Annotated in this window: 16 protein-coding genes and 1 other RNA gene; 11 read left to right on the top strand and 6 right to left on the bottom strand. The window is 50.8% G+C overall.

The window, feature by feature from the left end; all coding sequences use genetic code 11:
* Nucleotides 1–54: 54 nt before the first annotated feature.
* The 5 genes from H3L98_RS04885 to ssrS all read left to right on the top strand — a co-directional run bounded on the left by H3L98_RS04885 (nt 55) and on the right by ssrS (nt 5,138).
* The gene (locus tag H3L98_RS04885) at nt 55–1,887 is read left to right on the top strand and encodes an FAD-dependent oxidoreductase (protein WP_027021009.1); all 1,833 of its coding nucleotides are present in this window, start codon (nt 55–57) and stop codon (nt 1,885–1,887) included.
* Nucleotides 1,888–2,020: 133 nt separating this feature from the next.
* The gene (locus H3L98_RS04890; protein WP_027021010.1) at nt 2,021–3,010 is read left to right on the top strand and encodes an NAD(P)H-dependent glycerol-3-phosphate dehydrogenase; all 990 of its coding nucleotides are present in this window, start codon (nt 2,021–2,023) and stop codon (nt 3,008–3,010) included.
* 107 nt (nt 3,011–3,117) lie between these two features.
* Nucleotides 3,118–4,662, top strand: a complete 1,545-nt coding sequence (locus tag H3L98_RS04895; RefSeq protein WP_027021011.1) for a coiled-coil domain-containing protein — start codon at nt 3,118–3,120, stop codon at nt 4,660–4,662.
* On the top strand, nt 4,659–4,949 hold the full coding sequence (locus H3L98_RS04900; protein ID WP_027021012.1) for a cell division protein ZapA: 291 nt from the start codon (nt 4,659–4,661) through the stop codon (nt 4,947–4,949). The genes H3L98_RS04895 and H3L98_RS04900 overlap by 4 nt, the downstream gene beginning before the upstream one ends.
* 6 nt (nt 4,950–4,955) lie before the next feature.
* Nucleotides 4,956–5,138, top strand: a non-coding RNA gene (gene ssrS, locus H3L98_RS04905) — 6S RNA.
* Nucleotides 5,139–5,193: 55 nt separating this feature from the next.
* On the opposite strand, the gene H3L98_RS04910 is transcribed toward ssrS, so the two are convergent.
* Together H3L98_RS04910 and H3L98_RS04915 are read right to left on the bottom strand one after the other, a co-directional pair.
* Complete coding sequence (locus tag H3L98_RS04910) at nt 5,194–6,528, bottom strand: M16 family metallopeptidase (RefSeq protein WP_027021013.1); 1,335 nt, start codon at nt 6,526–6,528, stop codon at nt 5,194–5,196.
* Nucleotides 6,529–6,572: 44 nt separating this feature from the next.
* Nucleotides 6,573–7,577 (bottom strand): hypothetical protein, encoded by a 1,005-nt coding sequence (locus tag H3L98_RS04915; RefSeq protein WP_156932174.1) that lies wholly within the window; start codon nt 7,575–7,577, stop codon nt 6,573–6,575.
* 266 nt (nt 7,578–7,843) lie between these two features.
* On the opposite strand from H3L98_RS04915, the gene tldD reads away from it, so the two are divergent.
* Nucleotides 7,844–9,283 (top strand): metalloprotease TldD, encoded by a 1,440-nt coding sequence (tldD, locus tag H3L98_RS04920; protein ID WP_027021015.1) that lies wholly within the window; start codon nt 7,844–7,846, stop codon nt 9,281–9,283.
* 71 nt (nt 9,284–9,354) lie between these two features.
* Here tldD and H3L98_RS04925 read toward each other — a convergent pair whose 3' ends face one another.
* Entirely contained in the window at nt 9,355–9,624 is a 270-nt protein-coding gene (locus H3L98_RS04925; protein WP_027021016.1) for a hypothetical protein, read from the bottom strand.
* Between the two features lie 36 nt (nt 9,625–9,660).
* Entirely contained in the window at nt 9,661–10,005 is a 345-nt protein-coding gene (locus H3L98_RS04930; protein WP_027021017.1) for a hypothetical protein, read from the bottom strand.
* A gap of 147 nt (nt 10,006–10,152) precedes the next feature.
* Here H3L98_RS04930 and H3L98_RS04935 point away from each other — a divergent pair, with 147 nt between their 5' ends.
* From H3L98_RS04935 to H3L98_RS04945, 3 genes are all read left to right on the top strand, one after another.
* The gene (locus H3L98_RS04935; protein ID WP_027021018.1) at nt 10,153–10,539 is read left to right on the top strand and encodes a helix-turn-helix domain-containing protein; all 387 of its coding nucleotides are present in this window, start codon (nt 10,153–10,155) and stop codon (nt 10,537–10,539) included.
* Between the two features lie 37 nt (nt 10,540–10,576).
* Entirely contained in the window at nt 10,577–10,807 is a 231-nt protein-coding gene (locus H3L98_RS04940; protein WP_156932176.1) for a hypothetical protein, read from the top strand.
* A gap of 343 nt (nt 10,808–11,150) precedes the next feature.
* Nucleotides 11,151–11,483 (top strand): hypothetical protein, encoded by a 333-nt coding sequence (locus H3L98_RS04945; protein ID WP_027021021.1) that lies wholly within the window; start codon nt 11,151–11,153, stop codon nt 11,481–11,483.
* Between the two features lie 44 nt (nt 11,484–11,527).
* Here H3L98_RS04945 and H3L98_RS04950 read toward each other — a convergent pair whose 3' ends face one another.
* Both H3L98_RS04950 and H3L98_RS04955 read right to left on the bottom strand, forming a co-directional pair.
* Entirely contained in the window at nt 11,528–12,169 is a 642-nt protein-coding gene (locus H3L98_RS04950) for a SanA/YdcF family protein (protein WP_027021022.1), read from the bottom strand.
* Nucleotides 12,166–12,672 (bottom strand): adenylyltransferase/cytidyltransferase family protein, encoded by a 507-nt coding sequence (locus tag H3L98_RS04955; RefSeq protein ID WP_027021023.1) that lies wholly within the window; start codon nt 12,670–12,672, stop codon nt 12,166–12,168. Before H3L98_RS04955 ends, H3L98_RS04950 begins: the two co-directional genes overlap by 4 nt.
* Nucleotides 12,673–12,890: 218 nt before the next feature.
* On the opposite strand from H3L98_RS04955, the gene H3L98_RS04960 reads away from it, so the two are divergent.
* Both H3L98_RS04960 and H3L98_RS04965 read left to right on the top strand, forming a co-directional pair.
* Nucleotides 12,891–13,295, top strand: coding sequence for a hypothetical protein (locus tag H3L98_RS04960; RefSeq protein WP_034332945.1), 405 nt, complete (start codon nt 12,891–12,893; stop codon nt 13,293–13,295).
* Complete coding sequence (locus H3L98_RS04965) at nt 13,292–14,503, top strand: beta-ketoacyl-ACP synthase (protein WP_027021025.1); 1,212 nt, start codon at nt 13,292–13,294, stop codon at nt 14,501–14,503. Before H3L98_RS04960 ends, H3L98_RS04965 begins: the two co-directional genes overlap by 4 nt.
* Nucleotides 14,504–14,511 lie beyond the last annotated feature (8 nt).

The raw sequence follows: 14,511 nt of genomic DNA on the forward strand, positions 1-14,511 counted from the left end.
GCGGCTTGGGTATAATCGGGGCTTTGGTTTTACGCTTGAGCAGAGTTAATTATTATGACTGTCCGTTTTTCCCGCCGCCGTTTTTTGGGTGCGGGCGCTGTGTTGGCAGGGGCTTCATTCGCGGCTTCCTGCACCAAATACCGCCCGTTTGATGCTGCTGCCCAACCGCCTTACTATCCGCCTGCGCTGCTCGGTTTGCGCGGCGACCACGACGGCAGCCAAGATGGGGCGCACGCCGTTGCCTTAAGCGGCAAACGTTTTACCTTGCCCGAAAAAGCAAGCGAAAACTATGATTTGGTGGTGATTGGCGCAGGCATCAGCGGTTTGACCGCAGCTTATTTGTATCGCAAAGCCAAACCCGATGCCAAAGTGCTGGTGTTGGACAACCACGACGATTTTGGCGGACATGCCAAGCGCAACGAGTTTACCGTAAACGGCAAAACCCTGATTACCTACGGCGGCAGCGAGTCTTTGGATTCGCCCAAAACCACCTTTTCCCAAAACGCCCACGCGCTGTTAAAAGAATTGGGCGTGGATTACACCAAATTCCATCAATATTATCAACAAGATTTGTACCGCAAACAATGGGGTTTGCAAAAAGGTATTTTTTTCCGCAATGCCGCATTTGGTAAAGATACTGTGGTGGCAGGCGAGTTAAACGAACAAGCAGCGGCGGCGATGGTGGCGCGTTTCCCCCTGCCCGAAGCCGACCGCCATGCCCTAACCGAACTTTATGTCCGTCCCAAAGATTACTGGCAGGGCAAATCACGCAAACAAAAACAATATTTGGCTGAAAAAACAAGCTATTACAGCTTTTTGCGCGATACCGTCAAGCTGCCCGAACACGCCATGCGTTATCTGACCAATATCAGTTCCGAATACTGGGGCCACGCCATTAACGCCGTATCGGTGGCAGAAGCCGCCGAAAACGGCTATCCCGGTACGCAAAAACTGGGTTTGCCGTTGGAAAAAGGCGAAAAAGAACCGTATATCTACCATTTCCCCGACGGTAACGCTTCCATCGCCCGTCTGTTGGTACGCAAGCTGATTCCCGCCGTGGCTGCGGGCAACAGCATGGAAGACATTGTTACCGCCAAATTTGATTATGCACAATTGGATATGTCAGAACACCCCGTGCGTATCCGTTTGAACAGCACGGTGCTGATGGCGGAAAACCGTGCTAATGGCGTAGATGTGGCGTATTTAAGCCATGGCAGCGATGCCTTAACACGGGTACGCGCCACTCACTGTATTTTTGCGGGACACAGCACCTTGGCGGCGCGTATTCTGCCGCAAATGCCCGAAGCGCAACAGCAGGCAATGAAATCCAATGTCAAAGTGCCGATGGTGTATGCCAAAATTGCCTTGAAAAACGCCCGTGCGTTTCAAAAATTGGGCGTGTATTCGCTGTACGCGCCCGATGCGCCTTACTGTCTGATTCAGTTGGACGACCCTGTCAATATCGGCACTTACCGCCATGCCGCCACACCTGACGAACCGATTGTGTTGCACGCGGCGCGGATTGCCACAGCGTTTGAAGGCAATGATGCGCGAAGCATGTACCGTGGTGGACGCGCGCGTTTGGCGGGGCAAAAGCTGGAAGATTTGGAAAAAGAATTGCGCGAACAGTTGCGCGGTTTGTATCAACTGGCGGGCGAGTCGTTTGATGATGCGGCGGTTGCCATCACGTTTAACCGTTGGTCGCATGGCTACAGCTATGAACAGGTGGGTTTGTGGGACAACAACGATGCCGCCTCCAAAACTGTGGCGCAGATGCAGCGGCGTTTGGGCAATATTTTGATGGCGGGAACGGATGTGGCGTGGAAGCCTTATTTGCAAGATGCGGTGGAACAGGCTTACCGTGCGGTGCGCGAGGCTTTGTCTTAAAACCGCTGCGGGCGCGGCGCGTGCTGAATTTTCCATAGCATTTTGTGGGGTCTGTGTTAAAATCGCCGCTGTGCCGCCTGATTAACTTGCGTTTTTTCGTAATCGGGCGCAATGTATTCAAAAAGGAATGCCGATGAAGATTGCTGTTTTGGGTGCAGGGGCTTGGGGAACGGCGTTGGCAATACATTTTGCCGCGCACGGACACGCGGTGTCGCTGTGGACACGCAGTGCCGAACACGCCGCGCAAATGCACGGCAGCCGCGAAAACCGCCGTTATCTGGCGGGATTGCCTTTACCTGCCGCGCTCACGGTACACAGCAATCTGGCAGAGGCTGTGTCGGGGGCGGATTTGCTGTTGGCAGCCGTGCCTGTGGCGGCGTTGCGTGGTTGTATGCAGGCGGTAAATGCGGCGGGTGGCGGCGATATTCCCGTTTTGGCGGCGTGCAAAGGTTTTGAACCGAACAGCGGTTTGCTGCCGTTTCAGGTGCTGGAACAGGTTTTGCCCGCTAATCCGTGTGTAGGCGTGTTGTCAGGTCCGAGCTTTGCACAAGAATTGGCACAAGGTTTGCCCTGTGCCGTGTGTTTGGCATCGGCAAACGGCGAATGGATTGGCACGCTGGCAGCGGCTTTAAATACTGAAGTTCTGCGCCTGTATGCCAATAGCGATGTGGTGGGCGTGTGTGTGGGCGGCGCGGTTAAAAACGTGATGGCGGTGGCAGCGGGGCTGTCGGACGGTTTGGGCTGCGGCATGAACGCCCGTGCTGCGCTGATGACACGTGGTTTGGCGGAAATGACCCGCTTGGCAGTGGCATTGGGGGCGCAAGCCAAAACCCTAATGGGGCTGTCGGGCATGGGCGATTTGCTGCTTACCTGCACGGGCGGATTATCGCGCAACCGCCAAGTGGGGCTGGCACTGGCAGAAGGCAGGGCGTTGGCAGATGTGTTGGCGGATTTGGGGCACGTTGCCGAGGGCATTCCCGCCATTGCCGAAGTAAACCGCAGCGCACAGCGTTTGGGCGTGAATATGCCCGTTACCGCCGCTTTGGCGGATTTGTTGGACGGGCGCATCGCCGCCGCCGACATCGCCGCCCGACTGATGCAGCGCGAACCCACCGCCGAATAAAAACCATTCCATGATATTCCAACACGCGCGAATCCCGCGCATGTTGCCCGTCCGTGCAGGCGCATTTGCCCTGACGGGTCAGGGTTTTAACCGAACAGGAAATTTTGATGAACCGCAATTTAGAACAGCTTGAACACAAACTGCACGAGCTGATTGGCAGATTCGGCGACAAACAGGCTGCCTGCGCCAAACTGGAGCAGGAATTGCAGCAGGTACACCGCGAAGCCCGCGCCCAAGTAGAGCGTTTGGAAGAAGAACTGGCAGAACAGGTTGCCGAGCTGGCTGCCGAGCGCAAGAAAAGACCGGGAGATGCCGCCGCACAGCAATTTATCGGCGAGCTGGAAGAGCGCATCACCACCCACGAACAGCAGATTGATTTGCTGGAAAAAGAACGCATCAACCTGCGCGACCAAATTGCCTTTTTGCAGAATAATCTGCACAAATGCGAACAAGATTGGCAGGCAAAGTTTGACAACAGCCAAAGCGAATGGCAGGGCAAGCACCAAAACCTGACCGACAAACTGCATCAGGCAGAAGAAACCTTGCGTGACAAAGAGCAGGAATGGAGCGACCGCGAGCAGGTTCGCGAAATTGCCGCCGAAAACAAAGAGCGCGATTGGAACGAGCGTTTGCACGAAAGCCAAACCGCCGCCGAGCGCCGTTACCGCGAATTGGAAGACACCCTGCGCGGGGCAGAACGCCGCGCCGAAAAACAATTGCGCGAATGGCACGACAAAATCAAAGTGGTGGAAAACCAAGCCGCTGAAGAAAGCGAGCGTTTGCACAAACAATTGCAATCGGCGCAAAAACACGCTGACGAGCGCATTCAGGCATTGCAAGAGCAATTGGCAGACGAACAGGCACGCGCCCAAAGCGAAAGCGATGATTTAAGCCACAAGCTGCAAATTGCGCGTGACGAAGCCGAAAAACAGCGCAAAGAATGGCTGGAAAAATTACAGGCAGCCGAAAAAGAATCGCAGGAATTTGAAGCCAAGCTGTATGTGGCAGAACGTGCTTCTGACCGTCATATTAAAGAACTGCAAAACAAAATCAAAGATTTGCAGGAAGAGTTGGAGCAGGCTTTAGAAGCGGCGGAGCAAGAACGCAAAGAATTCGGCTACCGTTTGCAAGACAATAAAGAAGCCGCCGAGCAGCAAATGGCGGGTTTGCGTGGCGAGTTGCAGGCTGCCGCCGCTGCCGCCGAGCTTGCCGAAACCGAGTGGGCGAAAAAACTGAGCATCAGCGACAACCGTGTTACTGCCTTGCGTAACGAATTGTTAGAAAAAGAACAACAGGCAACTGCGCGTGATGAAGAATGGCAACGCCGTTTGAAGGAAGCGCAGCATCAGCAGGAACGCCTGAACGAGCGTTTGTCGGAAATCGCAGAACGCCACAATTACGAAACCGCGCAGTTGAAAGAACGCCACGAGCAGGAAATCAACACCGTCAGCCAAACCTTGAGCCGTCAAATCGGCAGCTTGAACGAGCAGATTAAAAACGAAAAAACCGCGCTGCAAACGCAGATGTTGAAACTGAACACGCAAAATCAGGAATACCGCAGCCTGTTGCTGCAAAGTGCGGGCGACATCCGCAAATTGTTGGCGCGTTTGCCGGCGCAAGCGGGTGAGGATGTGGAAGGAAACCACTTATGAATATCGAACAAATCAATGTTTCCATTTTAAACCGCCGCTTTACCATCGGTACGCCCGAAGCCGAGCGCGGCACGCTGTTGCAGGCGGTGGAATTGCTCAATCAAAAAATCATGGCGATTCAAGGCGCGGGGCGCAATATGGAAACCGATAAAGTGGTGATTATGGCGGCGCTGAACCTGACCCACGATTTACTGAAGCAGATTAACGAAAATAAAGCGTTGGCAGAAACCCAAATCGGCGGTAAAATAGATGCCTTGATTGAGTTGTGCAACGGCGCACTCAAATAGTTTTTGGTTTCCCTGCGATGTGCGTGAAGGCATACATTCCTTTGAACCAATAAAGTTTGCTTCAGGTTGTCGGGAGCTGCAACAGGTGTGCGCGTTCCGCTTGCGGAATGTACCCGAAGTTGCCCGAGATGACCGCCTTGTGTACAAGGTTCAAGCGGACTCAGCCGAATCGGCATCTGCGGGGGTCTTATGTGAAAACACCGTTTGTTTTTAAGCAAACGGTGTTTTTCTTATGGAAAAATCATTATTTTTTCTTGGCTTTGGCGGCAGCGGCGGTGCGCGGGTCAATCCGCACAAATACCTGACGGCGCGGGTCGGTAAGCAGCTTGGCGGCAGCTTGAATATCGGCAGAACTTACGGCTTTGATGCGGCGGCGGATTTCGTCTTCATCGGCGTGGCTGAAACCGTTGGTTTCCAGTGTGCCAATCAACGAAGCCTGACCTTCCATGCTGTCGCGGGCATACACGGCAGACGATTCTTCACGCACGCGGGCGCGCGCCAATTCTTCTTCGCTGACACCGTTGGCGGCGATGTCGGCAATTTGCGCTTCAATGGCTTGGCGCAGCTGTGCCACACTGCTGCGTTCGGAAGGCATGGCACTCACCAGCCACAATTGCGGGTGTCGCCCGAACAGAGAATAGCCTGTGGAAATTTCCAAAGCCAATTGTTGTCCGCGAATCAGGTTTTTATCAAAACGTGCCGCGCTGTGTCCGTCTAAAATATTGGTCAGCATATCCAGCGCATAGGGCAGTTTGTCGTCTAAATGCTGCAAATGCGGTACGCGGTAGCCGATAATAAAAATCGGCTGTTTGGTGTTGCCTGTGGTGCGCGCGCTGGCGGCTTGGCGGATTTCGTCTTCATGCAGATTGTGGCGTGTTGGCAGTTGGCGGGCGGGTAGGGCAGCAAACTGCTGTTTGACTTCCGCCAAAGCGGCATCGGCATTCACATCGCCCACAATCACCAAGGTGGCATTATTGGGTGCGTACCATTGCCGATACCATTGGCGCAAATCGCCCGCTTTTAATTGGTACAAATCCTTCATTGTGCCAATCACGGCTGTGCGGTTGGCGGGTTTTTGAAAGGCGCGTAAATTCAATTGTTCGTATAAACTGCCCGTGGGGTTATCATCAATGCGCTGACGGCGTTCTTCGCGGATAACCTTCATTTCGTTGTCAAATTCTTGGTCGCTAAAATTCAGGTTTGCCATGCGGTCGGCTTCCAGCTTCAGCACTTCGGGCAAATGCTGCTTGGCAAACGTTTGATGATAAACCGTTTCGCTGCTGCTGGTATAAGCATTATTATTGCCGCCCAAAGCCGAAATACGGCGCGAAAACTCGCCCGACGGCACAGCTGGTGTGCCTTTAAACATCATGTGTTCCAGCGCGTGACTCAAACCGCTTTTGCCAAGGTGTTCATCTACCGAACCCACCCGATACCAAAGCTGCGCCGTGGCAACAGGTGCGCGGGTGTCTTCACGGATAATTACCGTCATACCGTTATCCAGCGTGGTTTTCACGGTTTTTGCCCAAGCAGCGGGCATTGCCGCCGCCAACAGCAGCGCAATTAAGGTACGGGTCATGGCACATCCAATTCCAAAAATCACAAAACAAAAATCATGACAGCTTATCCCGATTTTTTCAATCCCAAATCCGTTTTTGTCAGCAAATTCTTTTCTTTTAACAAAGCATGAATTTCATCAGGGATTTCATCATCTTCTAAAAATTCATAAAAGGTTAAAATGGTTTCTTCGGGGGTATAAACCCTTTCCCTGACCGCGCACATGGTTTTAAGCCAATGAACAACGTGATAAATATGTCCGCGTGTATAGGCATCACGCAGCTCTTCCCCCAAAACCCGCCGCATGGTTTTATTGAGCTTGTCTTTATCATATTCGCCATAAGCATAATGACGTAAAACCGCATACATCAATGAAACCAGTCCCGTTTTAGCAGTTAAACGGACGGGCTTATCGCCTTTAAAATGCTGATAGACTTCAATACCGCGTTGATAATCTTGGGCAAACAGGCATTGCTGCAAATAGGAATAAAATAAATCCTTTACCATACCTTTGGAAGCAGAGTATTGCCTAGGGTAACGGTCTTCAAATATCCATAAATTGCTTTGTGCCAAACATTCGCGCCATGCTTCCACCACTTCTGCATTATCTTGACCGCTTTGCAACCATTTTACGCCCGCAAGTGCCTGATAGATTCTATAAACATGATGTGGTTCCCAATCTACTTCTTGTTTTAAGGCAATGGCGGTATGTAACCATGATAAGGCAGTGGGTAGAAACGGGTCATACAAATCTTTTTGACCGACACTATAAGCATAGAACACATTTCTTAACGTACTACTGGCAGATGAACCATGCATACTGTCTAATTCTTGATTAGCTTTCTTTTTCTCATAGTGGTATGCAAAACCATCTTCTGGATGGTCTGGATAGATTTCTAATTTTCTCAATAAATTTTTTTTAATGTTTGGCATCATTTTTCTTTCTGATGGGATTGGCTGACCGTTGCCATGATACGGCGCAACAAAAAACCGCACAAGCACCGAAAGGCAGTTGCGCGGTTGGACAGGATTATCGGAAAACGCCAACGCGCCCACCGACAAAACGGACAAGATAAGGGAATGACAAGAATAATGACATCAACAGTTTGCTGCTGATGCCTGTATTATACCGAAATAATAATAACTATCAATAATCGCTGTGCATTTATTCGGTAAAAGCGTTTTAGTGATTTATTTTTTATCAAAATTTCTTTTTTATACGCCGCGCCATAGCCCGAATCAATCTGTGTGAGGGTGTGGCTGTCGTATAATCGCGCCTAATCTGTCTTTATTTAAAAACAAACACCTGTTTCACGCAGAAAAGGAACAAGATGAATATGCCTGTTTTTCAAACGGTTTCCCAACAGCTTTTGCAAAACAACCGTTTGTGTGCCGATGCGCTGGCGCAAAGCCTTGCCCGTATCGGTACGCACCATGTTGATTATGCGGATATTTATTGCCAACGCACCGCTTACGAAAGCTGGCATTTGGATGACGGTATCGTTAAATCGGGCAATTTTCATATTGACCAAGGGGTAGGGGTGCGTGCGGTGTCGGGAGACAAGACGGCGTTTGCCTATGCCGACAGCCTGACCCCCGAAGCAGTGCGCCGTGCGGCGGATACGGTGCGCGTGATTGGCGCAGCAGGCAATCACACGCCTGTGCGCGCGCCTGTGACGGCAGCGGGCAAGCAGGTACACGGTACGGACAACCCGATTTTGGGCTTGGATTCGGCGGCGAAAGTGGCGTTGCTGAACCGTGTGGAACAACTTGCCAAAGCTGCTGACCCGCGCATTGTGCAGGTGATGGCGGGGCTGGTGTGCGAACACGATATGGTTTACATCGCTCGTTTGGACGGCAAACACGCTGCCGATATCCGTCCTTTGGTGCGTTTGAGTGTAACGGTGATTGCCCAGCAGGGCAACCGCCGCGAACAGGGCAGCGCAGGCGGCGGCGGGCGTTTTGGTTTGGCGTATTTTGACGATGGCAAATTAAAAGAATATGTGGATAAAGCGGTGAAACAGGCTTTAATTAATTTGGAATCGCGCCCTGCGCCTGCGGGGGAAATGACGGTGGTGTTGGGCAACGGCTGGCCGGGTGTATTGCTGCATGAAGCGGTGGGACATGGTTTGGAAGGCGATTTTAACCGCAAACAAACCAGTGCGTTTTCAGGCAGATTGGGCGAGCGCGTGGCAGCCAAAGGCGTAACCGTGATTGACCAAGGGGATATTGCCGACAGGCGCGGTTCGTTAAATATTGATGACGAAGGCAATGAAACCCGCCGCACCGTATTGATTGAAGACGGTATTTTAACAGGCTATATGCAGGACGAAACCAATGCGCGGCTGATGGGCGTGCCTGTAACGGGCAACGGTCGCCGCGAAAGCTATTCTGCCACCGTGATGCCGCGCATGACCAATACCTTTATGGAAAACGGCAGCCACCACCCGCAAGAAATTATTGAAAGCATCGATAAAGGCATTTACGCGGTCAATTTTGGCGGCGGACAAGTGGATATTACCAGCGGCAAATTTGTATTTGTGGCATCGGAAGCGTGGTGGGTAGAAAACGGCAAATTGCAATATCCCGTTAAAGGCGCAACCATTATCGGCAATGGTCCTGAAGTGTTGAAACACGTTTCCATGATTGGCAACGATACCGCGCTGGATACAGGCGTGGGGGTGTGCGGTAAAGACGGACAAAGCGTGCCTGTGGGCGTGGGACAACCCACTTTGCGGATTGATGCAGGGCTGACGGTGGGTGGCAGCGAAGTTTAAGATTTCTCTAATTTATTGAAATTAAAGTAAGCAGCCTGAGATTTTTCAGGCTGCCTATATCAGCAATAAGATTATTTTTCAGCTTGCCATGATGAGCGTCCACATTGGGGGCAAGAGTAGTTTTCACTAATCCATTCAACAATTTCATCTTTGAAAGCAAGTAATGCTACGCCACCTACAATCATTGCTGCACAGATGGCAAAAGCAAAGCCCGTACCCGCAAAAAAATAGGTTACCCATGCCCAAAAACCGCCAATCGGAGCAGCACCCCCAATAATTTTGACGAAAAAGTCAGTAGAAGTTTCTTCTGTATGACCACAATTCTTGCATTTGATTTTCATTGTCTTGACCTTATGAAATTTGAGTTTTAAATGGTATTACCAGTCAGGTGTTTGACTATCAATAAAGCTTTCCATTTCTTCTTCTGTCATACCTTCCCAAGGACCACCTCCATAGAAGTCTGTCCAATATTCAGACCAATTCTCTAACATATACTTTCTTTCCTCTTCCATCCAATCATCACAATCATCCAAATAATTATTTTCATCTGAATTTTTTTCCTGATTAACTTTTGCTAAATATTTATCAGGGTGATGAATGTTATTGTAGATTTTATTTTCTATTTTTAGCTCATTTGGGGCAGGTATGCTGGATAATGGATTGGTTCTGTATTGTTCTTCAACATAAAATTCTGTTTTTTCAGAGACTGTTTTTTTATTCATTGAGTAATCCTTATTAATTAAAGTTAAATTTATCTTGTAAAAATTCTAGTACATAATTTTTAATATGAAACTTCCCAATTTGTCAAAAACCCTTTCCCAAATTGGGGTTATAATCTACCCATTTTGTCCCAATCGAGAGAGTAAATTATGAAAATCAACGAAAAAGTTAAAAAACTTCGTGAGTTGCATCATTTTTCTCAAGAAGAAATGGCGGAGAAATTGAATTTGTCTACAAGTGGTTATGCTAAAATTGAAAAGGGGGAGCGTGGTTTGGATTTACATAAATTGGAACGTATTGCAACTGTTTTCGGTATTGAATTGACGGATTTGCTGGAAATTAGCGATAACAGTGTTGTCTGTTTGATTAATGAGAATTCTCATCATCACAACCATAATCATTATGGGAATCAAAAATTGGAATTTATGATTGAGAAATTGAATTTACAATTGGAGCATTATTGTGAGCTAATTAAGCAAAAAGATAAGGAAATTGAGATATTGAATAAGCTGATTGCGGCTTTGGAAGCCAAATAATTATTTTTTTATTAATTTTTTATTTAGAGTAAATCATATGTGTAATTTTAAGAAAATCATGAGTTTTTCGGTGTGTGCCGTAGCATTGACAGCCTGTGCCGTACCCGTAGGGGGCTATTCGTCTGCACCGCAGCAGTCCACGCAAAGCACAGCTGAACGCATAGCTTCCGATGCGGCGATGGCTGCTTTGTGCGACAAAGTCCGCAACAGCAACGACCCCAAACTTAAAGCCGCGATGGGGCAAAGTTGCGCCGAAAACGGCTATTAGGGCGTGTCCCTATTGACTTATGCGGCGGTATTTTTGGCACAAATCCGTGTCTGCCGCGTTAAAAATCCTTGCAAGGTGTTCAACCTTGCGCGGATTTTTGCCTTGCATACACGGATTTTTACTCAAAAAACCGCTTGGCAAAGCAAATAGGGGCACGCCCTAACCACATTGTGGTTTTTCCACGCACGCTTTGCGGTGGGAAAGCGTTTTGCCCTGTAGTACCGCTGTGTAAAGTGTTAAAATAAACACTTTATGCGGCGGCATATTTTGTTGCCTGCTGCGTGTTTGTGAAGCAGCACGGTGCGCCGCTGTTCCATGCCAACCATTTAAAACAGTGATAACCATGACAGACGAAAAAATTTTTCAGAATACCGCTTTGCAAGACATCCGTTTTGCCCATCAAGGGCGTGATTTGATTTTATTTTTTGATAATACTGAAAATGGGCGTTATTATGGCGAAATCCATTGCGAAGGGTTATTGGAATTTACTTTTCAAAGTTTGGGTTTTATTCATTATCCCGATGACGGCGACAGCCTGTTTCCGCTGTTTGTGCGCGATGTGCTGGTGCAGCCCACCCATCAGGGCTATACGTTGCGGATTGAAGCGGGATTGGTGATTCAGATTTCCTGCTTAAATATGCGTGTGGAACAGGATTTGGCGTTTGACGGGGTGTAGAGACGCACACAGGCACGCGGTAGCGTGCCTGTGTTTTTGATGATTCAATCATCGGGCAAAACGATTTTGTCGCCTTCGTATTTGGCGGTTTTGTCTGTTTTTAAATCCCAAAACATTTTTAAACGCGCACCGTATTCGCGCAAACGGGTTTTCCACCCCGCCATTTTGCCGACATCGGCGGCGTTGTAGCCATACACGTCCATGCCGTGGGCGCGTGCCAAATACACGGCACGTTCGTTGTGGAACTTTTGGGAAATCACAATAAAGCTGTTTTGTCCAAATACATCACGCGCCCGCAGCACGGAATCAAGGGTACGCAAACCCGCATAATCGGCAGTGATTTTTTCAGCAGGCACGCCTTGTTTAACCAATTCGGCAATCATGGTGTCGGGTTCGTTGGCATCGTGTTTTAGATTGCTGCCGCTGGCGATAATGTGGCGGATTTTGCCTTGGCGGTACAGCTTGGCGGCGGCGCTGATGCGGTAGTCAAAATACAGGTTGCGGCTACCGTCTTCCAATTGTGGGGCAGTCCCCAACAACAGCGCGGCTTTGCGTTCGGGAACGCGCTCGGGGTCGGAACCAATATAGGGTGCGCTAAAACGGTGAACTTGGGCGGAAGCCAGCCATGCGGCGGCAGCGGCAACCATGCCGAAAAATACAATCAGTGTCATCATCATTCTGGTCATAAGGCAGCAGCTTGGGTGCGGCGGATGCGGGCGAGTGTTTGGGTGGTGGAAGTGGCGTGTAAAAAGGGAATGCTGTGTACGCTGCCGCCACGCGCCAAGGTTTCGGCTGCGCCGATGATGCGGTCGGGTGTCCAATCGCCGCCTTTTACCAATACATCGGGGCGGATATGCTCAATCAATGCCGCAGGGGTGTCGTCATCAAACCATGTGACATAATCCACACTTTGCAAAGCAGCGGCAACGGCAGCGCGTTGTGCCAAGGGATTGACGGGACGGTCGTCGCCCTTGCCCTGACGTTTGACCGAAGCATCGGTATTCAATGCCAAAATCATACATTTGCCCAAGGCGCGCGCCTGTGCCAGATAGGTAACGTGTCCACGGTGCAGAATATCAAAACAGCCATTGGTAAACACCAAAGGGCGCGGCAATTGGGATAAGATGCCGTCAAGTTGTTCGGGGGGAATGATTTTTTGTTCAAAATCGGGCAGCGGATAGGCAGACATAACACGACTCAGCGCAGGAATACAAACGGGCGCAGACTATGAAAAACGCTACATCATACCATAAGCAAGGCGGCTGCCAAGCTTATGCGGTGCGAATTGTGCGGCAGTGTGGTGCGGTAGATACGTTAAAATATCCCGCTGCGGCGGCTTGTGATATAGTCAATCGGCGCGGCTGACCATGAGTAGTCGCTCAATTTTGATTTACCCAAAGGAAAAAAATGAATCTGCTGAAACCCCTAACGGCGGTTTGGGTGTGTGGCGTGGCGGCGTGTGCTGCCTTGCCTGCGCCTGTGGGCGTGTTGGCGCAAAACGAAGTGCGCTGGTTTCGTGCCGAGCGTTTGAATGCAGAAGACGGCAGTGTGGCGCAAACTTCGCTGTTGTCGGTACAGGGTTTGGCAAACGGACAATCGCGCTGGCTGTTGGCAGATGCTTTTGGTGCACCGCAAGCACGTTTGACGGCGGGCGCACAGGGCTGGCAGGCAGACGGTTTTGCCCCGCCCAACCGCGCCGCCAAGCAGCTGTTTGCCGCACTTGCCCCGCTGATTCAACAAGGCGCACCCTTGCCCCCCACTTTACGCACCCCCGCCGCATTATGGCGGCTGACCCCAATTGAATCGCCATGAAAACAAAAGTTTATTTAAGTCGTCCTGCCGTGGTTTCCGCCTTGGGCGCAGGCATGGACAACCATTTGAATGCCTTGTTCGCGCCGCCTGCGGCGTCGCCTTTGCGCAATTCCGATGCGTGGGTAGCAGGCAAAACCCGCGCTTTTGGCGCATTTGACGGCGAGTTGCGCCCCTTTCCGCACGATTTACCCGACACCTTCCGCAGCCGCAACAACCAATTGTTGTGGCACGCCTTGGCGCAGATTGAAACGCAGATTCACGCCCTGATTCGCCGTTATGGGAAAGACAGGGTAGCGGTGGTGATGGGTACGTCAGTCAGCGGCGCAGATGAAAATATTGCCTTTTTACAAAATGTTGCCGATGGCGGCGATTGGGACGGTATGCCGTTTAAACAGCAGCAGCAACTGATGTCCGCGCCTGCCGATTTTATCGCCCATGTTTATGGTTTAACAGGCTTGTGTTACGGCGTTTCTACTGCTTGCACTTCGGGGGCGCGTGCCTTAATCAGCGCCGCGCGATTGCTCAACAGTCAAATGTGTGATGCGGTGGTGTGTGGGGGCGTGGACACGCTTTCCCCTTTAACCATCAATGGCTTTGAATCTTTAGAAGTGTTGTCGGCAGGGCTGGCGCAACCGTTTTCCGCCCACCGCGACGGCATCAATATCGGCGAAGCAGCAGCGGTGTTTGTGATGACCCGCGAAGCCCTGCCCGACAGCTTGCCCTTGCTTGGTTATGGAAGCAGCAGCGATGCCTATCACATGTCGTCGCCACGCCCTGACGGACAAGGCGCAGCACAGGCATTTCAAGCCGCTTTGGATAAAGCAGGTGTGGCGGCAGACGCAGTCGGTTGGATTAACCTGCACGGTACAGGCACACGGCTAAACGATGCCATGGAAAGCCGTGCGGTGGCGCAAGTGTTTGGCACCGCCACGTCCGCCACGTCCACCAAACCCTTAACAGGGCATACTTTAGGCGCAGCAGGCGCATTGGAAGCCGCTTTGCTGTGGGGCGTGGTGTCCCGTACCGATAATCCGCAGGGCAGATTGCCCCCGCAGTTGGGCGACGGCGTGCGCGACAGCGAATTGCCCGCGATTTTGCTGACTGATGCCCACAGTCGCTGGCGTGCAGGCAGGCGCATCGGTGCGAGTGCTTCGTTTGCCTTTGGCGGTAATAATTGTGTGATTATGATAGGGGAACATCCGGTTTAATGGGTTGT

This window comes from Conchiformibius steedae, assembly GCF_014054725.1.
GTDB lineage: Bacteria > Pseudomonadota > Gammaproteobacteria > Burkholderiales > Neisseriaceae > Conchiformibius > Conchiformibius steedae.